The sequence below is a fragment of the Mucilaginibacter sp. BGA-UO-ETr-C110 genome, from assembly GCF_059567985.1.
The window spans coordinates 4,441,849-4,465,800 of sequence record NZ_JCAQPB010000002.1; the positions used below are offsets into that span (position 1 = coordinate 4,441,849).

Annotated in this window: 25 protein-coding genes and 1 tRNA gene; 12 read left to right on the forward strand and 14 right to left on the reverse strand. The window is 42.0% G+C overall.

All coding sequences use genetic code 11. The annotated features are described in order from the left end of the window. Positions 1 to 79: 79 nt before the first annotated feature. The 3 genes from AC57BQ_RS19125 to AC57BQ_RS19135 all read right to left on the reverse strand — a co-directional run bounded on the left by AC57BQ_RS19125 (position 80) and on the right by AC57BQ_RS19135 (position 1,948). Positions 80 to 430 carry a helix-turn-helix domain-containing protein gene (locus AC57BQ_RS19125; protein ID WP_496407790.1) on the reverse strand — a complete coding sequence of 117 codons (351 nt, stop codon included), beginning with the start codon at positions 428 to 430 and terminating at the stop codon, positions 80 to 82. An 80-nt stretch (positions 431 to 510) separates the two neighbouring features. Then, positions 511 to 1,638 (reverse strand): hypothetical protein, encoded by a 1,128-nt coding sequence (locus tag AC57BQ_RS19130; RefSeq protein WP_496407791.1) that lies wholly within the window; start codon positions 1,636 to 1,638, stop codon positions 511 to 513. A 236-nt stretch (positions 1,639 to 1,874) separates the two neighbouring features. Then, a tRNA-Asn gene (locus AC57BQ_RS19135) sits at positions 1,875 to 1,948 on the reverse strand. Between the two features lie 86 nt (positions 1,949 to 2,034). Between AC57BQ_RS19135 and AC57BQ_RS19140 the strand changes: the two genes are divergently transcribed. Next, on the forward strand, positions 2,035 to 2,949 hold the full coding sequence (locus AC57BQ_RS19140; protein WP_496407792.1) for a PfkB family carbohydrate kinase: 915 nt from the start codon (positions 2,035 to 2,037) through the stop codon (positions 2,947 to 2,949). A 60-nt stretch (positions 2,950 to 3,009) separates the two neighbouring features. Here AC57BQ_RS19140 and AC57BQ_RS19145 read toward each other — a convergent pair whose 3' ends face one another. From AC57BQ_RS19145 to AC57BQ_RS19160, 4 genes are read right to left on the reverse strand one after another with little or no spacing between them, the layout of a single operon-like run. Next, positions 3,010 to 3,258 (reverse strand): cytochrome b5 domain-containing protein, encoded by a 249-nt coding sequence (locus AC57BQ_RS19145; RefSeq protein ID WP_496407793.1) that lies wholly within the window; start codon positions 3,256 to 3,258, stop codon positions 3,010 to 3,012. Then, positions 3,255 to 3,935 carry a lycopene cyclase domain-containing protein gene (locus tag AC57BQ_RS19150; RefSeq protein WP_496407794.1) on the reverse strand — a complete coding sequence of 227 codons (681 nt, stop codon included), beginning with the start codon at positions 3,933 to 3,935 and terminating at the stop codon, positions 3,255 to 3,257. Before AC57BQ_RS19150 ends, AC57BQ_RS19145 begins: the two co-directional genes overlap by 4 nt. Next, positions 3,932 to 4,477, reverse strand: a complete 546-nt coding sequence (locus AC57BQ_RS19155) for a hypothetical protein (RefSeq protein WP_496407795.1) — start codon at positions 4,475 to 4,477, stop codon at positions 3,932 to 3,934. The genes AC57BQ_RS19150 and AC57BQ_RS19155 overlap by 4 nt, the downstream gene beginning before the upstream one ends. Positions 4,478 to 4,481: 4 nt before the next feature. Next, a complete protein-coding gene (locus tag AC57BQ_RS19160; RefSeq protein ID WP_496407796.1) occupies positions 4,482 to 5,318 on the reverse strand; it encodes a phytoene/squalene synthase family protein in 837 nt (278 codons plus the stop codon). A 96-nt stretch (positions 5,319 to 5,414) separates the two neighbouring features. Here AC57BQ_RS19160 and crtID point away from each other — a divergent pair, with 96 nt between their 5' ends. Together crtID and AC57BQ_RS19170 are read left to right on the forward strand one after the other, a co-directional pair. After that, positions 5,415 to 6,893, forward strand: a complete 1,479-nt coding sequence (gene crtID / locus AC57BQ_RS19165; protein WP_496407797.1) for a bifunctional phytoene desaturase/3,4-desaturase — start codon at positions 5,415 to 5,417, stop codon at positions 6,891 to 6,893. 109 nt (positions 6,894 to 7,002) lie between these two features. Continuing rightward, positions 7,003 to 7,590, forward strand: coding sequence for a magnetosome magnetite crystal formation protein family (locus tag AC57BQ_RS19170; RefSeq protein ID WP_496407798.1), 588 nt, complete (start codon positions 7,003 to 7,005; stop codon positions 7,588 to 7,590). Between the two features lie 7 nt (positions 7,591 to 7,597). On the opposite strand, the gene AC57BQ_RS19175 is transcribed toward AC57BQ_RS19170, so the two are convergent. The 3 genes from AC57BQ_RS19175 to carA form a co-directional block, all read right to left on the reverse strand. Further along, a complete protein-coding gene (locus AC57BQ_RS19175) occupies positions 7,598 to 7,921 on the reverse strand; it encodes a DUF6686 family protein (protein WP_496407799.1) in 324 nt (107 codons plus the stop codon). 195 nt (positions 7,922 to 8,116) lie between these two features. Beyond that, entirely contained in the window at positions 8,117 to 8,530 is a 414-nt protein-coding gene (locus AC57BQ_RS19180) for a hypothetical protein (protein ID WP_496407800.1), read from the reverse strand. A gap of 620 nt (positions 8,531 to 9,150) precedes the next feature. Beyond that, a complete protein-coding gene (carA, locus tag AC57BQ_RS19185; RefSeq protein WP_496407801.1) occupies positions 9,151 to 10,251 on the reverse strand; it encodes a glutamine-hydrolyzing carbamoyl-phosphate synthase small subunit in 1,101 nt (366 codons plus the stop codon). A 328-nt stretch (positions 10,252 to 10,579) separates the two neighbouring features. On the opposite strand from carA, the gene AC57BQ_RS19190 reads away from it, so the two are divergent. From AC57BQ_RS19190 to AC57BQ_RS19200, 3 genes are all read left to right on the forward strand, one after another. After that, positions 10,580 to 11,452, forward strand: a complete 873-nt coding sequence (locus AC57BQ_RS19190; protein WP_496407802.1) for a DUF7003 family protein — start codon at positions 10,580 to 10,582, stop codon at positions 11,450 to 11,452. 261 nt (positions 11,453 to 11,713) lie between these two features. Further along, positions 11,714 to 12,529 carry a 3-methyl-2-oxobutanoate hydroxymethyltransferase gene (gene panB, locus AC57BQ_RS19195; protein ID WP_090472513.1) on the forward strand — a complete coding sequence of 272 codons (816 nt, stop codon included), beginning with the start codon at positions 11,714 to 11,716 and terminating at the stop codon, positions 12,527 to 12,529. Between the two features lie 144 nt (positions 12,530 to 12,673). Beyond that, a complete protein-coding gene (locus AC57BQ_RS19200) occupies positions 12,674 to 13,399 on the forward strand; it encodes an RluA family pseudouridine synthase (protein WP_496407803.1) in 726 nt (241 codons plus the stop codon). Between the two features lie 93 nt (positions 13,400 to 13,492). On the opposite strand, the gene AC57BQ_RS19205 is transcribed toward AC57BQ_RS19200, so the two are convergent. Beyond that, the gene (locus AC57BQ_RS19205) at positions 13,493 to 14,776 is read right to left on the reverse strand and encodes a TlpA disulfide reductase family protein (RefSeq protein ID WP_496409484.1); all 1,284 of its coding nucleotides are present in this window, start codon (positions 14,774 to 14,776) and stop codon (positions 13,493 to 13,495) included. Between the two features lie 547 nt (positions 14,777 to 15,323). Continuing rightward, the gene (gene yiaK, locus AC57BQ_RS19210; RefSeq protein WP_496407804.1) at positions 15,324 to 16,313 is read right to left on the reverse strand and encodes a 3-dehydro-L-gulonate 2-dehydrogenase; all 990 of its coding nucleotides are present in this window, start codon (positions 16,311 to 16,313) and stop codon (positions 15,324 to 15,326) included. Between the two features lie 184 nt (positions 16,314 to 16,497). Between yiaK and AC57BQ_RS19215 the strand changes: the two genes are divergently transcribed. Together AC57BQ_RS19215 and purN are read left to right on the forward strand one after the other, a co-directional pair. Then, complete coding sequence (locus tag AC57BQ_RS19215; protein WP_496407805.1) at positions 16,498 to 17,019, forward strand: hypothetical protein; 522 nt, start codon at positions 16,498 to 16,500, stop codon at positions 17,017 to 17,019. A gap of 128 nt (positions 17,020 to 17,147) precedes the next feature. Next, on the forward strand, positions 17,148 to 17,726 hold the full coding sequence (purN, locus tag AC57BQ_RS19220) for a phosphoribosylglycinamide formyltransferase (protein ID WP_090472517.1): 579 nt from the start codon (positions 17,148 to 17,150) through the stop codon (positions 17,724 to 17,726). Positions 17,727 to 17,807: 81 nt separating this feature from the next. On the opposite strand, the gene AC57BQ_RS19225 is transcribed toward purN, so the two are convergent. Both AC57BQ_RS19225 and AC57BQ_RS19230 read right to left on the reverse strand, forming a co-directional pair. Further along, complete coding sequence (locus AC57BQ_RS19225; RefSeq protein WP_496407806.1) at positions 17,808 to 20,171, reverse strand: TonB-dependent receptor; 2,364 nt, start codon at positions 20,169 to 20,171, stop codon at positions 17,808 to 17,810. Between the two features lie 334 nt (positions 20,172 to 20,505). Further along, positions 20,506 to 21,414 (reverse strand): serine hydrolase, encoded by a 909-nt coding sequence (locus AC57BQ_RS19230; RefSeq protein ID WP_496407807.1) that lies wholly within the window; start codon positions 21,412 to 21,414, stop codon positions 20,506 to 20,508. 48 nt (positions 21,415 to 21,462) lie between these two features. Here AC57BQ_RS19230 and AC57BQ_RS19235 point away from each other — a divergent pair, with 48 nt between their 5' ends. The 4 genes from AC57BQ_RS19235 to AC57BQ_RS19250 are packed head-to-tail and all read left to right on the forward strand — an operon-like array spanning position 21,463 to position 23,935. Next, positions 21,463 to 21,690, forward strand: coding sequence for a type II toxin-antitoxin system VapB15 family antitoxin (locus AC57BQ_RS19235; protein WP_496407808.1), 228 nt, complete (start codon positions 21,463 to 21,465; stop codon positions 21,688 to 21,690). Further along, positions 21,675 to 22,070: a type II toxin-antitoxin system VapC family toxin gene (locus tag AC57BQ_RS19240; protein WP_496407809.1), complete on the forward strand. Its 396-nt coding sequence runs from the start codon at positions 21,675 to 21,677 to the stop codon at positions 22,068 to 22,070. Before AC57BQ_RS19235 ends, AC57BQ_RS19240 begins: the two co-directional genes overlap by 16 nt. 22 nt (positions 22,071 to 22,092) lie before the next feature. After that, the gene (gene lpxK / locus AC57BQ_RS19245; RefSeq protein WP_496407810.1) at positions 22,093 to 23,157 is read left to right on the forward strand and encodes a tetraacyldisaccharide 4'-kinase; all 1,065 of its coding nucleotides are present in this window, start codon (positions 22,093 to 22,095) and stop codon (positions 23,155 to 23,157) included. Next, a complete protein-coding gene (locus AC57BQ_RS19250; protein ID WP_496407811.1) occupies positions 23,120 to 23,935 on the forward strand; it encodes a purine-nucleoside phosphorylase in 816 nt (271 codons plus the stop codon). Before lpxK ends, AC57BQ_RS19250 begins: the two co-directional genes overlap by 38 nt. The last annotated feature ends 17 nt before the right edge of the window (positions 23,936 to 23,952 follow it).

Below are 23,952 nucleotides of genomic sequence, written 5' to 3' on the forward strand. Positions count from 1 at the left end.
CTTAAGGTCACTTGTAAGGGGGTTGATTCAATAGCATTGCCATTGGTCACCCTGGCGGATTTAATGCGCTCAATCGGCTTTAAAATGCTTTAGCTTTTTTATTGCTGATTGCCAGATGCTGTACCGCCTCTTCCCTGATTTCTTCTGCTGTTTTTTTACGGCCTGACTTGATCCATTCCGTTAATTCTGAACGATAGAAATACAGGCGCTTCCCTCGCTTATTCACTGGGATTTCTTTACGACATACTTTGCTATAAACGGTCGGGACTGCCAGGTCTAAAAATGCTGCGGCCTGCGTGATGGGCATAAGTTCTTCCTGCTCCGGCGATTGTTCTTTTCGCTGAGTTAAAAGCTGTTCGATATTGTCGAGCTTTTCCTGTATTTGTGTTACCGCCTGGGGTAACTGGTCAAAGGTGAGTGTGTCTTTCATTGCGCATTAATTTTGTTTAATGCTGCAATGGTATGGGCTTGTTTTGCAGGGTTACAAGTAGGTAAGCGGCAACCCTGCGCCTACCCCCTCATTTTTTTGTTATTTTTTGCTGCGGGAGCGGGCAAAATAAAAAACTTGTCTTCCTTTTGTTCAATTGTCAGGATGGGGGACTTACATGGTCGACCTTTAGTTGACATCAATCCATTGAGATAACCCTCGGGTAACTCTCTCGGTTGGGACTGCGGGGAAAGGTACAGGAATTTCGGGGCTATCCATTTTTCGAGGTCGATCATCCGGCACCCTACGATCAAATTAGCTTCTTTGAGTTGTTTAAAGGCATCGGCCAGTGCGGTGGCGGAACCCCGGAATAATAAAGGCGTATTAGGGGCTTCGTCGTGTAACAATAGTTTTTCCAGTATGGAATGATCTTCTGCAACAAAATAAGTTTTTAATAAGTCAAACAGTTGCGCGGCTGCCCCCTCCTTAAAGGTTGGATAGAAGCCCACAATTTTAGTAGTAGCTAACTGTTCTTCACTTAGTGCAGATTCGGCAATTGTTTCCTGTATCGCCGCTGTTTCATGTACGTTGGGTGTTTCAGATTTAGGAGTTAAATCCGTTTCGTTATTGGTTTCAGTCTTTACCGTTTCCGCTTCACGTTTCTTTCTCTCGTTATCCAGCCATTCTTTGAATTCGGCTTCTGACATTTTAGGCTTAATGGCTGTTTCTGTAGCATTGATCAGTTCCATTAAGAATTTTTCCCGAAGCTTGACCGATTCGCCCAGGTCTTCACCAAATTTACCGCTAACTTCGATCTCTGCACTGGCTGGTTGCAAACCGTTGACAATAAATAAATATTCCAGCCGGACGGAAAAAATAAAAGAACGGTTGTAAACCCGTGTCATCTCGGAATAATTATCATGATAAAAACTCCAAAATTCTTTAAATCGGCTACGGACTTTAGCCAGTTCGGCCAATTGGAGTTGGATACGCTCCTTGTCTAATGTCATCAGGTCGATAAAGGACATATCTTTCAATACCCTTAGTTCGCTGCGATAGGAAAAAGAATCATAGTATTGCGTCTGGTAGCTGATGTCGTAAACCCTGACTTGCTTCTTTTCGTTAGTTCCCCATTCCATGTGAATGTCGTCTTCGATTACACGTAAGTCGAATGTTTGGATACGGGTTAAAAATTCTTTCAAGTGCTGCATATTGAACTTATGAAATTGAGCCTTTAACTATAGTCAGAGCCTTAAAAAATGTAATGAAAAAATTAAAAACAATAGGAAAATCCGTTAAAAATCGGCTAAGGATCAGCCTAAAGCTTCAATTATAGCAAAGTTATGCAAAATGAGTTTTATATATGTTTTGATTTTTTTTCCTGCAAATTTTCTGCAAATAAAAAAACCCAACTCGCCAGAGTTGGGTTAAATCATTGATTTTCAAGCTCCTGAGGCTGGGCTCGAACCAGCGACCCTCTGATTAACAGTCAGATGCTCTAACCAGCTGAGCTACTCAGGACTATTTTCCGTTTGGAGTGGTGCAAAAGTATAATTTCTGCGTTAATTTCACAATATTTGCGCAAAAAAAATTTAAAAATATTTTACATGAGTTTGTTAGTTATTGGTACTGTGGCATTTGACGCTATTGAAACACCCTTCGGAAAGACAGATAAAATTGTTGGCGGGTCGGCAACCTTTGCCAGTTTGGGCGCATCTTACTTTTATGACCGTATAAAAATCGTTGCTGTAGTAGGCGACGACTTCCCGCAGACCAAGATCGAAGACCTTCAGAAGCACAACGTAAATACCGAAGGCTTGCAGATAAAACAAGGCGAAAAGTCGTTTTTCTGGAGCGGAAGATACCACAATGACATGAACAGCCGTGATACATTGGTTACTGAGCTAAACGTTTTAGAGGCTTTTGATCCTATTATCCCCGATTCATACCAGGATTGTGAATACCTGATGCTGGGTAATTTATCGCCGCAGGTGCAACAAACGGTTATCAAACGGTTAACCAAACGTCCAAAATTGATTGTGATGGATACCATGAACTTTTGGATGGACATTGCCCTTGATGAACTATTAGCTACCATTAAACTGGTAGATGTTATCACTATTAATGATGCCGAAGCACGTCAACTATCAGGTGAGTTCTCTTTGGTAAAGGCAGCCCGTAAAATATTAACCATGGGACCCAAATATGTGATCATTAAAAAAGGAGAGCACGGCGCCCTGCTTTTCCATGAGGATAAAATATTCAGCGCCCCCGCCCTGCCATTGGCCGAAGTATTTGACCCTACCGGGGCCGGTGATACCTTCGCGGGTGGCTTTATTGGTTACCTGGCTAAAGTAGGCTCAGTAAATTTTGATTACATGAAAAATGCTATTATATACGGATCGGCGCTGGCATCGTTCTGCGTTGAAAAATTCGGCTCAGAGAGATTAAGAAACTTGTCTCAGGAAGAAATTGCAGCCCGTGTACAGGAATTTGTTGGCTTAGCTAAATTTGAAATATAAGTCTCAAAGCCCTCTTCTGATTTCTAAGAGGAGGGCTTTTCTTTCAAGAATACCCTTCCTCTACGTAGTCGGCTGACTCAACCGCCCTATTTTCTCAAATTTCTCAAATACGCTTTCGGTATGCGGAGCATCGGGCAATTCATCAGTCAGATCCTGCCCTGCCCAGTGCTCATAATGTTTGCCGTTTTTCCATAGTCGGCTTTCGCTCACATCATAGATCACTCCTTTATAGGCCACCCATATTTGGGGCTTATCCTGCCCGTTGCGCAGGGCCAGTTGTGATCTGGTATATTCCGGAAGCTGATTCAAGATAATTGATTTTTGGTTTTAAAGTACTCAAAAAAGCCGATGTTCATCAACAGCAGGATGATTAAGTAAAAATGATCTTCTACCGGGATCGTACCTATCCGTTTACCCATATTCTCGCTGTTGTCATAGATGACTACCGGTATAGATGTCAGTATACCATTTACTACATAAAAAGGGATAAGCGCTACCAGATAAGCCAAATAAAACCGGTTAAGCCATCTTGCTTTAAATACATATTGTAGCAAGGGCATCAACACCAGCAGCAAGCCAAAAGTTACGATAGTATATAAACGGTCATGATAAAAAATGAGCCCTAATATACTCAGCGTAATGATCAGACTATTGATAATACCGGTGAGCCTGTTAGTCATTTCCCATTTGATATAATAATTCAAACAGGCATAAATAAAGATACAGGCAAATGGTACGGTTATAAAAAACAATATCTCCTCAAGTGGTAGCCCATAAAAAGTTATACCTACAATATAATGAGGATTAAATGACCATACTCCTTTTACCGTGAAAAGCACATCCCAAAACAAAAAGAAAAGCCCGGTTATAGTCATCCCCGGCCAGATAAATTTCCAGCTTTTGTAAAAATGCACTCTCTTATCAAACGATAATACCACCGGAAAAAATACGGTCAATATATTGATCAATAAGTAGGTATATTTCACTTTAAAGCGGCTAAAAGCTTATTTAACTCATCAATTTGGACAGGGGTGCACCTTCGGGAGTTCACCAAAAACTTAATGATCTCTACGGTAAGTTCCTTATCAGCTGTACCATAATTTTTTTTATCCAGCTGGGTTATGATCTCCTTGCTATCGGTAGCTATATTTTTATTATAGCCTAAAAACCCGGGCACGCTGTCTTCCACAGAAAAGCGCATAAACCTGATCTCGATATTATGCGGATCAACCTCAATGGCCTTTTCAAAAGTTTTTTCGCAGTTTTTCAGATATTTTATTTTGGAGTATGGGTTCCAGGCGTGTTTTGCCTTCAGTGCCTGTACACCGGCTATAAAGCCATCAATAATACCCGTACGATTTTTTATACTGCTCAGGCTTTTATAAAGAGAATCAGTGGTTTTACTATCATTAATGGCCTCTCTTAATTGCCTGCGTATATTTTTCAGGTTAGGCTCATCGGCCTTTACGTTTTGTACCATGAACAAAAACGAAAACATTCCGGCTATAAAAAAAATACTTCTCCTCATTATCTTAAATCACATTCAGTTTTTGTTGTAAAACAGCTTTAACGTACAAACCCATTTTACGGGTATCAGAAATACGTATTCTTTTTTGCAGAATAACATTCGCAGGGGTATAGCTTATTTTTTTAAACAGTTTCAGATAATAAGTGTAAGCTATATAAACCCCTAAACGTGTACCTGCGGGCAATTGTTTGATCCCCTCAAAAGCATTGTCAAAGTCGTTTTTAATCTCAACTTCAATACGATGCTTATCCTGCTCGGTAAAATTGTTAAAATCAATACCGGGGAAATAGGTACGACCACGCTCCTGATAATCAGCTTGTATATCACGCAAAAAATTTACTTTTTGAAAAGCAGCGCCCAGGCTTCGGGCCTGGGACAAAAGCGATTGATATTGCGCCTCATTATTATCTGTAAACACACGCAGACACATAAGCCCTACCGTCTCAGCCGAACCATAGATGTAAGTTTCATAGCAAGCCGGATCATAGGCTTTTTTGTCCAGATCCATTTCCATAGAGCGCAAAAAAGCATCAATAAGCCCGGTTTCAATACCATACCTGTTTACAACCTGTTGAAACGAGTGTATAACCGGGTTTAAACTGATCTTTTCCTGGATGGCTTTAAACGTTTCCTTTCTAAAATCGCTGAGCAGCGTTAGTTTATCATACTCATGAAAAGTGTCCACTATTTCATCGGCATACCTTACAAAACCATAAATAGCATAAATAGGGTAACGAAAACTCTTATCGAAAGCCTTTATCCCTAAGCTGAATGATGTGCTATACTTATTGGTTATCAATTTACTGCATTCAAAACTGGTCTCGTCGTACAGATTCATCATTTACACTTGGGCTGATCCCCAAAAGTACAAATTCCAACCGTTATTGTTTTTTTATGGTGACAAAACAATTTGTTTAACTTGGGCCTCCATAGCTATATGAACAGGGGCAGGCATATTATCATCATCGGGGCAGGTTTTGCGGGGCTATCAGCTGCCTGTGTGCTGGCTAAAGAGGGCTTTAAAGTTACCATATTGGAAAAGAACGACCAGCCCGGCGGTCGGGCCCGGATTTGGGAAAAAGATGGCTTTAAATTTGACATGGGCCCCAGCTGGTATTGGATGCCCGATGTATTCGAAAAGTTTTTCGCCTTGTTTGGCAAAACACCTGCTGATTACTATCAGTTAGAGCGTCTAGACCCCGGATATCGCATTTATTATGGCCCTGGTGATGCAATGGATATACCCGCTAGTATGGACCAACTGGAAGCCCTTTTTGAGCAAACAGAACCCGGCAGCAGCATCGGCTTAAGGGAATTTTTAAAACAAGCAGCTTATAAGTATCAGGTTGGCATGGGCGAGTATGTGTTTCGTCCCTCCCATTCCATTACCGAATTTATTGACTTTAATCTCATCAAAAAAAGCCTGAGCATGCAGCTGCTAAGCAGTATGAGCAAGCATGTGCGCCGATATTTTAAAAATCCCCGGTTGATCAAACTGCTGGAGTTTCCAGTTTTGTTTTTGGGTGCGACGCCTCAAAATACACCCGCCATGTACAGCATGATGAACTATGCCGACCTGGCCCTGGGTACCTGGTACCCGCAAGGCGGCATGAACCAGATTGTAAAAGCCATGGTGAATTTAGCCGAAGAGTTAGGTGTCGAAATAAAGCTCAATACAGAGGTTGTTAACATCGACATAAAGGACAATGCGGTCAATAATATAAATACAAACCAAGGCTCATTTCAGGCAGATTTTGTGATAGCCGGAGCTGATTATGAGCATGTTGACCAGCATTTGTTACCGAAATCTCACCGAAACTATTCCGAAAAATATTGGGATAGCCGTACCATGTCGCCATCGAGCTTATTGTTTTATATCGGTACCAATAAAAAGATAGACGGTATAAAACACCACAATTTATTTTTTGACGAGGACTTTGAACTGCATGCCCGGGAGATATATACCTCACCGCAATGGCCTACCAGTCCCCTGTTTTATGTTTCCTGTACCTCCAAGACAGATCCTAACGTAGCGCCAGAAGGTGGTGAAAACCTATTTTTTTTAATGCCCATTGCCCCTGGTTTACATGATGACGAAAGTATCCGCGAAAAATATTTCAACCTGATGCTCAACCGGTTCAAACACATTACCGGACAGGATATTCGTGATTCCATCGTAGTGAAACGTAGCTATGCCCTGAACGATTTTAAAGCCGACTACCATTCTTTCAAGGGCAATGCCTACGGCTTAGCTAATACACTGGCGCAAACCGCTTTTTTTAAACCGGCCATGCGGGCTAAGCATGTTAAAAACATGTTGTATACTGGTCAGTTAACCGTTCCTGGACCCGGAGTACCGCCAGCTATTATATCCGGGCAAATAGTGGCTCAAGAGGTTATAAAAACCTTTAAATAAGTCCGGAAACGGCATTGTCATAAAAATGACGTAAACAAGTCGGTATATTACGGGGTGGAAAATCTTTTGAGCAAGCTACTTTTGTTGCATAAATCTAAATACTTAAACCATGAACAATTTTGAATTAGGCAAAAAGATCAAAACACTAAGAACATCAAAAGGACTAAGCCAGGAAGAGCTGGCCCAGCAAGCAGGCATTAGTTTACGAACCGTTCAGCGTATCGAAAATGATGAGGCCGAACCCAGGGGAGATACCTTAATAAGGCTGGCAGCTGTTTTAAACGTTAAACCCGAAGAGCTTGCTGAAGTTGAAAAGCCAGAACCGGGGAATAAAAACCATATCGCTTTACTCAACCTGTCTGCGCTTGCTTTTATTGCTTTCCCTTTATTAGGCGTGCTGGTGCCGCTTATGCTATGGTCGTTTAATAAAAACAAAATGAAAAACATTGATGAGGCCGGCAAGAAGCTTTTAAACTTTCAAATATCCTGGTGCATTGCCGTTCTCGTTGTTACTATTGGCACTATTGCTGCTGGAATAATCAGCACCGGTAATATAGGGGTTGAATTATTGTCGACCGTAGTTTTTGGACTTTATGGTATGTATATTTTAAACTTTGTATTTGTTATTTCCAATACCATCAGGGCTTTAAACTCCCGGGGAATGTTCTATAAGCCTGCAGTACAATTCATCAGATAAATTTTAGCTAATTATCATACATCAGCGAGTAGATCTCCTGCATATAAATGGCTTCGGCCATGGCAGCATGAAAATCTTCCCATTCTTCGGTAGTAAAAGTTAGTTGTACATCATTAACCGGGGTGCGCATCACCAGCCTTTCCTGCCCGTCGGGAAAGGAGTGGGTGTGTTCGGCAAAATCAAGATCGACTGTAAAATCCCTGAACTGTATAAACTGTTCCGGTGAAAAGCTCAGGATCAGGTTGTTATTCCAGATAAATATACAGCGGCACTCTGAGCACCGGCTAATTACCGATGCTCCAACCTGGCTTATGATTTTTGAATCGCACATAGGAGTGTTAATTAAGTTGGTGCCTGCCCGGCCTGCAAAGCTATCGCACCGCAGCATTTGCTTAAGAGCAGGACTTTATATTTTAAACTGTTTTTTACAGGTGTGTTCCTTATCAATGGGAACAAAGTAATGTCTTATTTAGAATAAATCCAAATAAAAATAAAAAAAGCTTATTTACAGATAGTTATAGATCTATCAATCCTGAAGGAGGCTTATCAGGGTATTAAACCATTCTTTGTCGTGGGTATAAATACCGTTATAATCAATAATAAGATACAGGTACTGTGTTTCGGTGGCGGATAAATAGTACTCTATTCTTAAAGGCTGCCAAAGCATTCCCAGGCTTTTTTCGGCAGTTACGGGAAACAGCTCATCGAAACCCAGGTATACCTGTTTAACATTATTCAGCGGAACAAGCAGGTCTTCATCCTCCTCAATTCCCTCAATGATCAGTTCGGTAGTGCTTAATGCGATATAACCGTTATGGCGTAGTAGCACCGGCGTTGAGGTTACTAAACCTGCCAGTATTTTTTTGCTCCGCGATATGCCGGCCAGTTCATGATCATAGCTCCATTTAACATTGCCCTGCAGTAAGAATTTCTCGGCCATAATGATTTTTTTAGGATAAGATGTTTACGGATATTGTTAAAATCTGCTGTTTATGCCCTGGCAAAAACTTTTTAAACCTCTTATTTTTAACACTTTTCTGCTCAAAAACGGCTAAAAACAGATCAAAAATCACTCAAAAACATCGATTTTAACACTTTTTAACAAATTTTAACACGATTTTGATGTGTTTTCAAAACTTTAAAAAGTACTAATTTACTGATTATCAAATAACTACATACAAAACGGTCGATTTTTGGGTCGTTTCCCCTTTACCTAAACGGCCCGACTTTCTATTACGAAAGCCGGGCCGTTGGAGTAATATAAATATACGAATTTTTGGAGTAAGGAACAAGGACTTTTGGACTATGGGATTTTTGGAGCAAGGACGTTCGCCTATTCATAGGACATTTCCTCCGCGCGTCATTGCTGTAAGGTACGAAGCAATCCCCGATAAGCAGGTTCGCTCTGTATAGCTTAGAGATTGCTTCGTACCTCGCAATGACGCGTTTTTTTATGGATTCGTTCCCTCGATTATACCCCAAAACAAAAAAGCCTTCCAAGCTAAACTTGAAAGGCTTTTTTTTATCATCTGCACATCTGAAATATGCACATCTGCACATCTATGACATCAGTTTGATAAAATCATCAAACAGGTACCTTGAATCGTGCGGGCCGGGAGATGACTCCGGATGGTATTGCACCGAAAACGCTTTTTTGTCTTTTACACGAATACCTTCTATCGATTGATCGTTCAGGTTCACGTGGGTGATCTCAACCTTGTCAGAGGCACGTACAGCCTCAGGCACTACACCAAAACCGTGGTTTTGTGAAGTTACCTCGCAATGGTTGATAATAATATTTTTTACCGGGTGATTTAGGCCACGGTGACCATTAAACATTTTTTTGGTTGGGATATCGTTAGCCAAAGCCAGCAACTGGTGACCTAAACAAATACCGAACATCGGTTTTTCTGAAGCTAAAACTTTTTTAACCGTCTCAATAGCATAAGGCATGGCCGATGGATCGCCGGGGCCGTTTGATATAAAGTAACCGGTTGGGGCAAAATCTTGCTCCATTTCTTCGAAGGTGGTTTTTGCAGGGAAAACCTTGGCGTAAACATCACGATCGTCAAAATTGCGCAGGATGTTTTTCTTAACACCCAGGTCAAGCACGGCTACGCGGTATTTCGCGCTCTCATCGCCAAAGGTATAGGTTTGGGTAGTAGATACTTTTGAGGATAGTTCCAACCCGTCCATCGATGGCACCAGGGCAAGCTTAGCTTTAAGTTCATTAATATCTAGTATCTCCGAAGATATGATGGCATTCATAGCGCCTTTATCACGGATATGACGTACCAGCTGACGGGTATCCACATCAGATATACCTACCAGGTTTTGTTCCTGGAAATAATCCTGTATCGATTCATCGGCTTGTTTGCGGCTGTAGGCTATGTTATAGTTTTTACAAACCAAACCGGCAATCTGGATATTTCCAGATTCAACCTCCTCATGGGTAATACCATAGTTACCAATATGCGCGTTGGTAGCCACCATAATCTGCCCAAAGTATGATGGGTCGGTAAAAATTTCCTGGTAACCGGTCATCCCGGTGTTAAAGCATATTTCGCCGGTAGTGGTACCTATCTTTCCTGCGGCTTTACCGTGAAAAACGGTTCCATCATCAAGTAATAGTACAGCCGGTAATTTGGTGAGGTAAGTCATTTATCAAAAAAATTGAAAGGATTAATAAATCGGATCGCCTGGTTCAAAGCCCCGTGAAAACTAATAGAAATATCGAAGTAAGGAACTTCCTGATTCACGCCGCAAAAGTACAGTTTTATTTGGGATTTCGGATGTTCGATTTCGGATTTTTTTATTTTGGATTACCTATATTGGGAATTTCGGATTTTCGTTTCCTCAGGGTCTCCTGTAAGGGCCCCTGAGGATATGTGAAAATGGTTAAAATCTCAGGGACCTCTGCGAGAGGTACTGAGGGAACGAAAAGGCTTTTGCATTTAAGTTCTATTGCAAAAAGGTTTACTTTAGTTTCATGAAACAGGCCTTCATAATCGGCTTCTTTATATTATCATTATTGTTTTCTAACATGACCAATAATATTCAGGTAAGGGCAAGCTTTACAGAAAAGGAAATATTGAATCAGTTAGATCTTGCTTTTCAGGGTATTCCAAGTGAATATTATCCTGCCGGAGAGAAAAAGGATATTAAATACAACTTTTTTTTTGACCTTGAGCATGGTTATTTTTATACAGCAGGTAACCGTATTCATCTCTATGCAGACCCGCATCGCTGGGCAATTGTTTTTGAAAAAAATGGATATGCAAATCGTGGCGGTGATGCCGAGATCGAGTTGAATTATATCGGAAACTGTATTAATTATCCTATAGATAAATACCCTGAACGAAATTATATTACTAATACAAGCAGCATACAATTAATTACAGGTGAAGAATATGAGCGGATACAAAACAAAAGCGGATCTGATACGGAACGGTTTGAATTGATCGATCCAAGTACTAAATACGTTATTGTAAGAGGCCATAAGGTAGCTATTGAACATAATGAAAAAAAATATGCCCATTTAGGAATTAAGCCCAGAAATTTTGATAACCCCAGAAATCTGGTGAGTTTTGAAGGTTTGATGCGCTACCTTAGTGAAACTCAACCACTGCTTACCAATGCTACAAAAGACGACATTAAGGCGTATTTGCCAAGCGATTTACCTGAAATATTAACGATAGATAAATTTCATTTCGAAAGTATTTATGATAAAACCAATTTTCCAAGTAATCAAGAAACTTACCAATTGATTGCAAAGATTCTTGTAACCGGAAACCCTAATTTGTGGAAGCCAAAAAACAAACCCAATAACCACTGGTCAAATTGGGAATCTGGTAATCTATAGTTGTTATCATAAAGAATATGGTGATGGAAGCGGTTAAAACCACAGAAGCTTCAGTAAGAGACCGGGAGGGAACAAAAAATCAAAAACTTTCAAATTCTCCAAATCCGAAACGGCGGAGCCCTCTTGAGTATCGTTAAAATAAACATAACGAAAAATCGAAATTCCGAAACGGCGAAGCCCTCTTTAACGCCAATAAAAACCATCAACTGTTAAAATTCCGAAATTAATAGTAACCTTTGCATACCAGAAACATATTTATCGATGTCAATACATAAAGAAGTTAAAAGGATCACTACACATATTGTGCAGGAAATGAAGAACCGTGGCGAGAAAATTGCCATGCTTACTGCTTATGATTACTCCATGGCAGCTATTGTTGACGATGCCGGGATGGACATCATCCTGGTGGGCGATTCGGCTTCGAACGTAATGGCCGGTCATGAAACCACGCTGCCTATAACGCTTGATCAGATGATCTATCACGCCTCATCGGTAGTGCGTGCGGCTAAACGCGCGCTTGTGATCGTCGATCTGCCTTTTGGCTCGTACCAGGGTAACTCCAAAGAAGCCCTGAACTCGGCCATCCGTATCATGAAAGAATCGGGTGCTCACGGGGTTAAAATGGAAGGTGGCATTGAAATAGCCGAATCAGTAACCCGTATACTCACCGCCGGCATCCCGGTGATGGGCCACCTGGGATTAACACCGCAATCTATTTATAAATTTGGCACCTACACCGTACGCGCCAAACAAGATGCCGAAGCACAGAAATTACGCGAAGATGCCCTCACCTTACAGGAACTGGGCTGCTTTGCCATTGTAGTTGAAAAGATCCCTGCCAAACTGGCCAAAGAAGTTGCCGAAAGCGTGCAGATACCTATTATAGGCATAGGTGCCGGACAGCATTGCGATGGCCAGGTGCTGGTGATACATGATATGCTGGGTATTAACAAAGGTTTTAAACCCCGCTTTTTACGCCAGTATGCCAATTTGTACGACCAGATGAACGGCGCCATCAAAAATTATGTTGGCGACATCAAATCAAAAAGCTTCCCGAACGAACAGGAACAATATTAAATTGATTTCGGATTTCGGAATTTCGATTTCGGATTTTGGGGATTTAGATTTTTTTGATTTTTGAATAAATATTAAAATCCTACATCCGAATTCCGAAATTAGAATAAATCCGAAATCGAAAATCCCAATTCCGAAATAAAAAAGATGCGTCCCGAATTTAATTATACCAGCTACGATATTACCGATAAGGATATCCTTTATGAGGACAATCACCTTATTGCCGTGAACAAGCGCGCCGGTGATATTGTACAGGTTGATGAAACCGGCGATGAACCGCTGGATGAAAAGGTTAAAAAATACATCGCCCAAAAATACAATAAACCCAACGGCGCTTTTTTAGGCGTGGTGCACCGGCTGGATCGCCCGGTAAGCGGCGTTATCCTGTTTGCCAAAACCAGCAAGGCACTCGACAGGATCAACAAGATGTTTAAGGCCCGCGATATGCATAAAACCTATTATGCCGTAGTGCGCAAACGCCCCCAACCCGAGGCAGGCACCCTGGTACATTGGCTGGTAAAAAACTCACAGAAAAATGTAACCAAGGCGCATGATAAAGAAGTACAGGGCAGTTTACGCTCCGAACTGCATTACAAACTGGTTGCCGAACTTAATGGCTATTACCTGATTGAAGTTGACCCGATAACCGGTCGCCCGCACCAGATCAGGGTGCAGCTTTCAACCCTGGGTACGCCCATTGTTGGCGATAATAAATACGGCTACCCGCGCGGCAGCCTGCGCAAAAGCATTTGTCTGCATGCCCGTAAATTAACTTTTGTCCACCCCGTTAAAAATGAACCGGTGACGATCATTGCTCCCGTTCCGCACGATGGTTTCTGGGAAAAGTTTGAGGGCATGATGGTGGGAGAATAGGAGAGAATCAAGAAGTGAGAATTAAGAAATAAGATTTAAACGGTGATAACACCAGCCACAGGCTGGAATAATACCAACCACAGGCGGAGATAATTAGTTGATCAGTTCTCGTAATTTATTAACCAGTGCGTCACCCCTCAGGTTATAGTCCACAATTTTTCCCGAAGGATCGATCAGATAACTTGTTGGGAAGCTGTTTATATGACCATAACCTGAAATTTGGGTAGATTTGCTATTCATTTCAACATTGGGCCATATCACTTTATTCTTTTTGAACAAAGTTTGAGTCATTGCTTTATCACGCTCATCAAAAACACCAATGATCTCAAACTTATCTCTTTTATATTTCAAATAAGCTTCCCTTAAATAGGGCAATTCTAAAATACATGGACCGCAGTAGGTGCTCCAAAAATCAACAAAGATGTATTTGCCCTTCCAACCGGCGGTTGATATCTGCATGCCTGTACTTAAACTTTGATTGATGTTTTCACCTGAAATTAATGGCGCCCGAAACCCAACCTGGTCAGAAGTCACCGTATCAATTATTCCTGCCGTTATTTCTTCCTTTTCCTCCGTGACGCTCCCATTATCAGAAAACCCATTAACAGACATACCTGTTAATGTAACCTTGCCTGCATTAGGGTCATAATTGATAAACTTAAAATTGGAATTTCCTATTCTAACAAAATGATTAATCCTGATGATTTGATCATTACTCACACGCATGAAGTAAGGCCTGTCAGACAGAATACAAATAAAAGGAGTCAAGTTGGCACTGGTGCACATCATATAGGATTTTCTCTGATACTTAAACCTGGTATAATTAAATTCAGGAAACATAAAAGCTAACGCTAATTGTTGAGGATTGCGTGAACGTTCTAAAAAAACAGGCACCTCTTTTTCTTTAATTTCTTTACCAGACAAATAGGTTGTTTTAACCAAAACCGATAAATTACTGAACAATGCTTCGTCATATACATTCTTTAAAAGCGGCTTAATCACATCATCCGCAAAATCTCCATTGTTATTAGCATCAATAATAGCCACCTCATTTTTCTGCTGATCAATACCAGCCAACACGGAAACAAAACATAGGAGGGGTGTGCGCGATAATTTAACAGTATCTGCTAAAACCCAGCCTTCCTTATTTGCCTCTTTAAGAAAAATCGCTTTGTTATAAATACCGGCACAATAGTTTTGATAAAAGAACTGAAAATGATTAAGGATATAAAAATACTGCACCACATTTGTTAAACTGCCTGGAATATTTTTCATCACCGGATAGGCTTTAAATTCCACATAATCTTTTACTACATCGTAGGAGCCTATCCCAAATGAATTTTGGCCCATGGGCCCAACCCCATTAACAAGCTGCATATTAAACACAATAGTATCCTGATGTATAACGAACGATTTGGATTGAGCAAAAGCAAAGCTCTGTAATAAGAGAACAATTGCGAAACAGGAGAGTGATAATTTCATAATTTTAGGTTTATGGTTCACTAAATTAATTTAAATCAATGGATTATTCATTAGTCTCTTCGCCTTTAACACAAATTTTGTGTGGCTACCGATGGGTTGATGGCTTGTGTTTGTATACAATGCAACAAGGTCACAAGTCAGCCCTTACCTCCAACCTATCACACAAGACTTGCGCCAACGGGGGCGAAAAATTCAATCCCTTGATGCATGAATTAAGATAATAAAAAAGTGGTGCGGTGATAACACCGACCACAGGCTGGAAAAGGTAAGGAATCGAGAATCAATAAAGAAGATAAAGCTTGTGGTCGGTGTTATCACCGCACCACAGACTTTTGACTTTTGACTTTTGACTTTTGACTTTTGACTTTTGACTTTTGACTTTTGACTTTTGACTTTTGACTTTTGACTTTTGACTTTTGACTTTTGACTTTTGACCCCACCTCTACAGTCCCAGCACCGTATTCCAGATCTTTTCATCCACTAAAACACCTTCTTTTAAATTTTGTGCGCGTGTTTTCAGTGTGTTTTCGCCGGGATAGGAGATAGTTGTTCCGGGGTGTTCGGGTCGGCTGGTTTTGGTATAGCTGATGACCTCTTCGATGAGGGCAGCGGTATGGTCATCGTCCTTTGGTTTTATGCAGATAAATACTTGTGAGATACCGGCCTCTTTGCCATCGGCAGTGATCCTGGCGGTGGAATTACCGCCGCTTAAAACCGTAGCCAGCAGATCAAGCACCAGCGAAAGTCCAGATCCTTTCCAAAAGCCAACCGGCAGCAGGCGCTCCGACTGTAGTATGGCCGCGGCATCGGTACTCAAATGTCCTTCGCTGTCATAGCCACCGGGTAAGGGCAGTTGTTCACCTCTTGATTTATATTGATACAGCTTACCAACCGCGTATTGCGATATGGCCATATCGAGCACTACATGCCCGTTTTTGCGGGGCACGGCTATCACCAATGGGTTGTTACCCAAACGCGGATCCAGGCCGCCCCAGGGCGGTAAATTGGCAATAGTATTGGTAAAACAGATGCCTATATAACCGGCCTCGGCAGCCTGCCAGCCGTAAGTGCCGCCGCGCATCCAATGATTGGTATTTTTGATGGCTACACAGCCAATGCCATTATCGCGGGCCAGTTCAATAGCCCGGTTCATACAGATACGGGCATTTAACATTCCCGGACCATAATTACCATCCCATTGTTCAATAGCGCCTAAGCCTCCTTCTTTTATAGGTTCTTCGGCTGGTTTTACCAGGCCGTCTCTTACATGCTGCACAAAAACCGGGAAACGGTTAAGGCCGTGTGTATACACACCATCCCTGCTGTTTTCGGCAAAAATGGCGGCACATTTTTCGGCCTTATCATCGGTAAAATCAATATTGGTTAGGATCCGTTTAAATTCAGCTTTCAGTTTTTCGAAGGGTACACGCATGGTAGTAAGTAGTAAGTCAAAAATCAAAAGTAAAAATAAAACATCCATCCTGAATCCGTCTTGAGGTTTAGGGTGTAAAACGCTTAAATAGCTTATTAAAATAATTTCAGTTTAAAAGAGTTATTATTACGTCCTGGTTGCCAACTAATAACCGGGAATATTTATTTTTGCCTGCGTATTTTCTATGAAAAATAAAACCCCGTTAGTTTTTGTTTTAGGCTTAGTTATTATTAACCTGCTGAGTAATTCCTGTAAAAAGGATGCAGACAGCAATATACCACATTTGCTCACAGCCGGCACCTGGCTGCTGGCTACGGTACAGGTTAACAATTATGTTGGTGATGCGCAGATTGGCAGCACGGATACTTTATATGTTAACTGCGACTCGACCCAAACATTCACTTTCAATACCAACAATACCTGCACATTTGTGAATTTTGCCTGCCTGGCCCAAAAAACAACCGGCAACTGGTCGCTTACTCAGAATCGACTTTATTTAGTATCAGACATAACGTGCAAGGATACTACCGGCAACGTAGGGGCGGCTATAAAAGATACACAGCCTTTTACCAATGCACAGATATCTACCCTGGGGGTTTATTCCCTGGTATTACAAACGGGTGATGTGCAGCCGAATTATTCATCAACCTCCAGGCGAAGAATTGTGCGATACGGATTTATCAAGCAAAAAGCAGTAACACAATAACTAAACTTTTATATTTGGATTATGATACCAGTGATTTTTTATAATAAAATTACCAGCAGCATAAAACAAATCCCTATAAATAAACATTTACAGGTAACATCATCACCTTTGAAAAGCCCCAAATTTTAATGAAGAAACGAATTGCCATTTTTGCTTCAGGTTCAGGGTCAAACGCCCAAAAGTTAATGGAGCACTTTAAACGCAATGCCGATGCCGAAGTAGTGCTGATACTTACTAATAATCCCCAGGCTTACGTATTACAACGGGCCGATAATTTTGAGGTACCATCGCACATATTTACCAGGCATGAATTTTTTGAAACCGACGATGTGATCAGACTACTTAAAAACCTGCAGGTTGACCTTATTGTACTGGCAGGCTTTTTATGGTTGGTACCCGCATCGTTGTTAAAAGCCTTCCCCAACAAGATCATTAACCTTCACCCTGCCCTGCTGCCCAAATATGGTGGCAAAGGCATGTATGGCGATCATGTGCACAAAGCTATCCTGGAAGCCGGCGAAGAGGAAAGCGGTATTACCATACACTTTGTAAACGAGCAGTTTGATGAAGGCGAGATCATCCACCAATCCAAATTCAGGATTGAACCGGGCGACAACCTGGAAATGGTTAAATTTAAAGGCCAGCAGCTGGAGCATCATCATTTTCCCAAAGTTGTAGAAGCTTTGTTGAAGAAAATGAAAAGTTAATTCAAGTTCTGAGTCTTAAGTCCTAAGTCAGAAAAGAATCTTAAGTAATGAACTTACGACTTAAGACTCAGAACTTCGGACTTAAAAATTCGTGCTTAACGATACGCCATAGGTACGCGGATTGCCTAAGTGCGATGCGCCAAAGTCATAGGCATAATCAATATACTTTTTGTTGGCGATGTTGCTCTCCCAGAAAAACAGGCTGAAGTTTTTGGTATCCAACCCTAACCTCGCGTTAAACTTACTGTATGCTTTTTGTTCGATCTGGTTGGCCAGGTCAAAATACTGATCGCCCAGGTAGCGCCATTCGCCACGGGCTACCAGTTTTACTTTTTGCGGTCCACCCAGCTCATAGCCGTATTGTACAGCCAGCATGGAAGTAATATCAGGTGTATAGATCTGGCGGTTACCTTTAAGGTCCACAATTTGTCCATTGTTACCTACTGCCAGGCTGGTATAACGGGCATGGGTATATCCAAAATTATAATCAAAAACCAGGCCCTTTACCGGGGTAGCACTCAGCTCCAGCTCGGCACCTTTACTGCTCAGTTTTCCCGCATTTTTGGTAATGGTAATGGCATCGGGCAATATCAGCGTAGGCACCTGCGCGTTGGTTACGCGGGTATAAAAAGCGGTAATATTTACGCGCAGCTTGTTATCTAAAAAATTATTTTTAGAGCCTATCTCGTAGTTATTACTGTACTCGGGCTTAAAGGTATACAGCGGTGGTTGCGAGGGGTCTGAGCCCAGTTCTGTAATCCCCCCGGCCCGGAAACCGCGGCTATAACTGGCATACAGGTTATTGTTGGTCGAAAAATGATAAGCCACGCTCAGTTTTGGCGAAAAAGCATTAAAATTAGCTTTTGACGAGGTATCAGACCGGGTTACGATAGCCGCCTGTCCATCGGGTTGAAATTCACCCAGGATGTTTTCTTTCTTATGCTCATGGTCATAACGAAGACCGGCGGTAATATCAAATTCGGGGCTTACGGTATATGTTACCTGGCCATAAACAGCTACGCCTAAATTACGGTCGGTATTGGTATTGATGCTGGTAAAATTGGTCATGGGCGAACCTACTTCCGCAGCATCGGCACCGAAATGGGTACCCTGGCGATTTGGCGCGTAATGGTAAAAACCATAAGCGCCGGCTGTCCACTTTAAAGCCGAGGTTGATGAGGCCGGCGAAGTAAACCGGAACTCCTGGATCCCAGTCTTTACTTTGTTCCAGTCGCCGCCATAATTGTTGATGATCGATATGCCATCGATGGCTGAAAAATCGCCGTCGATAGGCGTAGTATAATACCGGTTATTAACCTGGTATGACGATTGGGAGGTAAAGTTAAAATCGCGCCCGGCATAGCTAATAGCCAATGAGGACTGGAAAGTATTATCGATCATTTTGGTGGTGGCGTCCTGATCTACCTTAAACGGATCGCTCAAAGCATCAGCCGGTGAACCTGCCAGCGGGAAAGCGCCATTATTGCGGTTATTATAATTTTTAACATTCAAGGTGAGCGCCAGTTTGGAGGTAGCCAGGAACTTGAGGTAGTAATTACCTAAAAAGAAATGCTGCTTATCAAAATGGGCATTGTTAAAGGTATTGGTATAAAAACCGTTGAAAGCCGAATAAACACCGGCGACGCCTAAAAATAACTTATCCTTAATGAGGGGAGCACGCAGACCCAGGGTGTAGCGCTGCTGGCCGTAGTTACCAAAATCGAGCCCGGCAAAACCGCTTATGGTATTGGTAGGTTGTTTGGTGATGATATTGATAACCCCGCCGGTAGCATTGCGCCCGTAAAGGGTTCCCTGCGGGCCACGTAAAACTTCTATTCTTTCTACATCCAGCAACTGGGGGATGTAAGTATCGAGGCCGTACTGGTTCACACCATCTACATAAGTAGCTACCGCGGGGTCGTATGAAGTTGTGACAATACCCCTGATGCCACTCACTGTACGGTTATCGCCCGGTCCAGCCGAGTTGAGGTTGGGTGCAATAGCGGTCAGATCTTTAAGATCCCAAAGACGGTAATCGCGTATCTGCTTTGCCGTTAACGTCGTGATACTGATCGGTACACGCTGGGCGTCTTCCTCATATTTTTGGGCGGTTACGGTAACCTCGTCCAACTGGTTGGCTGCATCTTTTAATTTTATATCGATGGATTTGCTGTTACTGCCAACTTTTATTTCCTGGTTCCTGGCTGCATAACCTACCGCGCTGATATGCAGGGTATAGGTACCGGCATCCAGGTTTCTGAATACAAATTTCCCGTTTTTATCGGCAATAGTGTGGTAATTGGTATTGAGCAAATAAACCGAAGCAGCGGGTATAACCTGTGTTTTATCATCAGTCACTGTGCCCGATAAATTGGTGCGGGTTTGGCTTTTTACAGTAACAGCAAGCAGAAACAGTACTAACAAAGTAAATATTGTTTTCATCATAAAGGCAGTAATTGGCAGGTGTCAGAAACACACATTGATATATTTTCCAATTATAATAAAACGGCCTGCATATTAGAAGCAGGGAACAGAAATATTACTGAAATGTGTTTAAAGAGGTGATGATCTAAGCGGTCTCCATACCAACAACGAGTATGTGAAGAAATAAAAAGCTTGTCATTTCGAACGAGGTACGAGGAGAAATCTTCTGCAATTTGCAAGTGGGATTTGTATACAGCAGAAGATTTCTCTTTCGCCCCAACGCTTATGCCTCTCAGGCTCTATCGAAATGACACCCTTTGTTGGAATTATTGAGATTAATTTTACCTAACTCACCCTATTCATTTTTCATATACTTATCAATCCCCTCGGCGGGTTTCCAATTGCTGCCGGGCTCAAAATAGTGCCATAACAGGGCCGATATTTTTTTGATGAGTACACTGGCTTCGTTGTCGGGTACCCAGCGCTGGTCGGTATTATGATTGGTCATGATGGAAAATACATAATCGCCATGCGGGGCGTTCACCAGCACGGTTTCTGATTTCGCGGCATCAACGGCACCCTGTTTAGATATGGTTTGCACATAAGGTGGTATCTGCGACAGCGCTTTCTCATCCCAGTAAATACGTGCCATGTTGCGGCTCATGCGCTCGCTGGCAGCCGGACTAACAGCCTTACCCTGCCTGATCATGGTAAACAGGCGGCACATTTCAAAGGGTGTACTTACCCCCCAGCCGTAAATACTGCGGATAGCTTCGCGCCCCGGCACACGGGAGTTTACCCGCATTACCTTAAATCCGTTTTGCTGCAGCCAATTGTTGATATAATCGCCGCCTACCAGCTTTTGCAGCCAGGTGCTGGCCGTATTATCGCTCATGGTGATCATGAGCAGGGCCACTTTACTCAATTGTATCGTGTCTTTATCTTTAAAGGAGCCCAGGATATCCTCTCCTTTGTACAGCAAGGAGTCGCGGTAAACCAGTTTTTGATTGTATTGCAGCTCGCCCTTTTCAATTTTATCCATTAAACCGCATTGGATGCTCACCTTGATCATACTGGCCGTAGGGAACAAGGTATCGGCATTAATACTCGCGGTTTTGCCGGTTTTAAGGTTTTGCACATAGATTCCTACCTGGCCATGAAATCCCATAACCGCATCATTAAGCTGTTGTGTAAGCTTACGATCTGCTTGGGCAAAGGCGGTGGAGGTGATAGTGAGTAAAAAAGGAAGTAGTTTGAGTTTCATCGGGTATGCGTATAAATACTAATTTAAATAAATTTAGTAAATTTGATTATGCAAATTCAGGTTGATATAGGTTTTGAGAATTTGATTAAGATCGTTAAGCAGCTCCCTAAAGATCAGTTATTAAGATTTAAAAAAGAGCTGGAAAAAGAATCTGCAAAAGATACGCAACAAAAGGATCTAAGGTCATTTCTATTAGATGCTCCGGTTTTTACCGACGAGCAGGTTGCAACTATTGAACAAACCCGCAAAGAGATTGATAAATGGCGGACAAAGTAGTATTGGCTGATACTTCACTGCTCATTGATTTTTTCAGAAAATCCAACAAATTAAATTCGAAATTAATTTCATTAATGGATGATGGTTACAGCTTTTGTATCTGCACCATTACGGAATATGAGATTTATACAGGTGCTACAGAGGCACAAATAGCATATTGGAAAGAGTTTCTTGACAACATTGAGATACTTAGTTTTGATAGTGCCACAGTAACTAAGGCCATTGATATCAATAAAGCCCTGAGACTTAAAAGTAAACAAATAGGTATTGCCGATCTGTTTATTGCAGCCATTGCAATGAGCAATAACTTGCCTGTGGCCACTTTGAATAAAAAACATTTTGATCGGATTGATGATCTATTACTGATCGATATCAAATAACTATATTCATCAGTCATTTACTATGATATACCTCCGCTGGCTTTTATTTCCTTTCTCGTTGCTGTATGGCCTGGTGGTGGTTATCCGCAACTGGTTTTATAATACCGGGGTATTTAAGAGCAGGTCGTTTAACATCCCCGTGATCGCTGTGGGCAACCTGGATGTAGGCGGCGCGGGTAAAAGCCCGATGACGGAATACCTGATCCGCTTGTTGAAAGGTAATTACAAACTGGCTACCTTAAGCCGGGGCTATGGCCGTAAAACAACAGGGTTTCTGATAGCAGATGCTCATGCGCAGGCATCTGACATCGGCGATGAGCCTGCGCAGTTCAAAAACAAGTTCCCCGGCGTTACGATAGCAGTGGACGAAAAACGGGTGGAAGGGATCGAACAATTACAAACATCACATGACCTCATTATTCTGGACGATGCCTACCAGCACCGGGCTGTAAAACCGGGTTTCAGTATTTTATTGTTTGATTATAACCGCATCCGCGAGCCGCGCTTATTATTACCCGCCGGCAACCTGCGCGAGCCTTTTACAGGGCGCAAACGCGCCGATATTATCGTGATCAGCAAATGCCCGGCGACTCTGGATCCTGAACAACAAGCAGCTGTTATCAACCGAATAAATCCACGACCACATCAGGCCGTTTTTTTTACATCGATAAGCTATTTACCACTTCAGAATATGAACGGGCAGGCTACCGATACCGTGATAGATGATACCACAACGGTATTCCTGCTTACGGGAATAGCCAATGCCTATCCTTTGCTGGAGCATTTAAAAAAACAAACACTGCACATCATCCATCATAAATATCCCGACCATCACCAGTTTAGCTTAAAAAATATCAGTAAACTTGCCGATGATTTTTTGGCCTGCACTGCACAAAAAAAACTGATCATCACAACAGAAAAGGACGCACAGCGTTTAGGGGAACAGGAACTGCAGCAGGTGGTGAAAAAACTTAATATTTTGGTATTGCCTATAGGTATTGAGTTTTTAAATAACCAACAAAAGCAGTTTGATAAATTAGTAACAGATTATGTTAGAAAATATTCAAAGCACAGCCCAATACATTAAAAGCCGCATTGGCGATTTTGAACCCGAAATAGGCATTATTTTAGGCACCGGTCTTGGTGGTCTGGTAAAAGAAATAGAGGTTGAAAAACAACTGATGTACTCCAACATCCCGGATTTTCCGATCTCGACACTGGAATTTCATTCTGGCAAATTAATTTTTGGTACGCTGGCCGGTAAAAAGGTTGTGGCCATGCAGGGCCGTTTGCATTATTACGAAGGTTATAGCATGCAGCAGATCACTTTTCCGGTAAGGGTGCTGAAATACCTGGGCATTAAATCATTGTTTGTTTCAAACGCCAGCGGCTCGCTTAATCCAAAGTTTAAAAAGGGCGACCTGATGATTATTGCCGATCATATTAACCTGCAACCGCAAAACCCACTGGTTGGACGTAATAATAATGAACTGGGTCCGCGTTTCCCGGATATGAGTCAGCCTTATCAGCGTACATTGATTGATAAAGCATTAACAATAGCAAAGACCAACAATATTATTTGCCATAAAGGAGTTTATGTAGCTGTTACCGGCCCAAATCTGGAAACCAAAGCAGAATACAAGTATTTACAAATTATTGGCGGCGACGCCGTTGGCATGAGCACCGTACCCGAAGTTATTGTGGCTAACCATATGGGCCTGCCGGTATTCGCGATATCGGTATTAACCGACGAAGGTTTTAATGATGAGCTGGCGCCTGTTGTGATTGAAGATATTATAAAAATTGCCGAAGAGGCCGAACCCAAACTAACATTGATACTTAAAGAACTGATAGCCGGTAGTTAGAGATAAGAACCAAGAGT

What these genes read in the sequence shown, in the direction of transcription:
- AC57BQ_RS19225 (WP_496407806.1), bottom strand. Translation starts at nt 20,171, where the DNA reads ATGATGAAAACAATATTTACTTTGTTAGTACTGTTTCTGCTTGCTGTT.
- AC57BQ_RS19140 (WP_496407792.1), top strand. Translation starts at nt 2,035, where the DNA reads ATGAGTTTGTTAGTTATTGGTACTGTGGCATTTGACGCTATTGAAACA.
- AC57BQ_RS19190 (WP_496407802.1), top strand. Translation starts at nt 10,580, where the DNA reads ATGAAACAGGCCTTCATAATCGGCTTCTTTATATTATCATTATTGTTT.
- crtID (WP_496407797.1), top strand. Translation starts at nt 5,415, where the DNA reads ATGAACAGGGGCAGGCATATTATCATCATCGGGGCAGGTTTTGCGGGG.
- AC57BQ_RS19160 (WP_496407796.1), bottom strand. Translation starts at nt 5,318, where the DNA reads ATGATGAATCTGTACGACGAGACCAGTTTTGAATGCAGTAAATTGATA.
- carA (WP_496407801.1), bottom strand. Translation starts at nt 10,251, where the DNA reads ATGACTTACCTCACCAAATTACCGGCTGTACTATTACTTGATGATGGA.
- purN (WP_090472517.1), top strand. Translation starts at nt 17,148, where the DNA reads ATGAAGAAACGAATTGCCATTTTTGCTTCAGGTTCAGGGTCAAACGCC.
- AC57BQ_RS19230 (WP_496407807.1), bottom strand. Translation starts at nt 21,414, where the DNA reads ATGAAACTCAAACTACTTCCTTTTTTACTCACTATCACCTCCACCGCC.
- AC57BQ_RS19170 (WP_496407798.1), top strand. Translation starts at nt 7,003, where the DNA reads ATGAACAATTTTGAATTAGGCAAAAAGATCAAAACACTAAGAACATCA.
- AC57BQ_RS19200 (WP_496407803.1), top strand. Translation starts at nt 12,674, where the DNA reads ATGCGTCCCGAATTTAATTATACCAGCTACGATATTACCGATAAGGAT.
- AC57BQ_RS19250 (WP_496407811.1), top strand. Translation starts at nt 23,120, where the DNA reads ATGTTAGAAAATATTCAAAGCACAGCCCAATACATTAAAAGCCGCATT.
- AC57BQ_RS19215 (WP_496407805.1), top strand. Translation starts at nt 16,498, where the DNA reads ATGAAAAATAAAACCCCGTTAGTTTTTGTTTTAGGCTTAGTTATTATT.
- AC57BQ_RS19155 (WP_496407795.1), bottom strand. Translation starts at nt 4,477, where the DNA reads ATGAGGAGAAGTATTTTTTTTATAGCCGGAATGTTTTCGTTTTTGTTC.
- AC57BQ_RS19205 (WP_496409484.1), bottom strand. Translation starts at nt 14,776, where the DNA reads ATGCAGCTTGTTAATGGGGTTGGGCCCATGGGCCAAAATTCATTTGGG.
- AC57BQ_RS19175 (WP_496407799.1), bottom strand. Translation starts at nt 7,921, where the DNA reads ATGTGCGATTCAAAAATCATAAGCCAGGTTGGAGCATCGGTAATTAGC.
- panB (WP_090472513.1), top strand. Translation starts at nt 11,714, where the DNA reads ATGTCAATACATAAAGAAGTTAAAAGGATCACTACACATATTGTGCAG.
- AC57BQ_RS19125 (WP_496407790.1), bottom strand. Translation starts at nt 430, where the DNA reads ATGAAAGACACACTCACCTTTGACCAGTTACCCCAGGCGGTAACACAA.
- AC57BQ_RS19130 (WP_496407791.1), bottom strand. Translation starts at nt 1,638, where the DNA reads ATGCAGCACTTGAAAGAATTTTTAACCCGTATCCAAACATTCGACTTA.
- yiaK (WP_496407804.1), bottom strand. Translation starts at nt 16,313, where the DNA reads ATGCGTGTACCCTTCGAAAAACTGAAAGCTGAATTTAAACGGATCCTA.
- lpxK (WP_496407810.1), top strand. Translation starts at nt 22,093, where the DNA reads ATGATATACCTCCGCTGGCTTTTATTTCCTTTCTCGTTGCTGTATGGC.
- AC57BQ_RS19235 (WP_496407808.1), top strand. Translation starts at nt 21,463, where the DNA reads ATGCAAATTCAGGTTGATATAGGTTTTGAGAATTTGATTAAGATCGTT.
- AC57BQ_RS19240 (WP_496407809.1), top strand. Translation starts at nt 21,675, where the DNA reads ATGGCGGACAAAGTAGTATTGGCTGATACTTCACTGCTCATTGATTTT.
- AC57BQ_RS19180 (WP_496407800.1), bottom strand. Translation starts at nt 8,530, where the DNA reads ATGGCCGAGAAATTCTTACTGCAGGGCAATGTTAAATGGAGCTATGAT.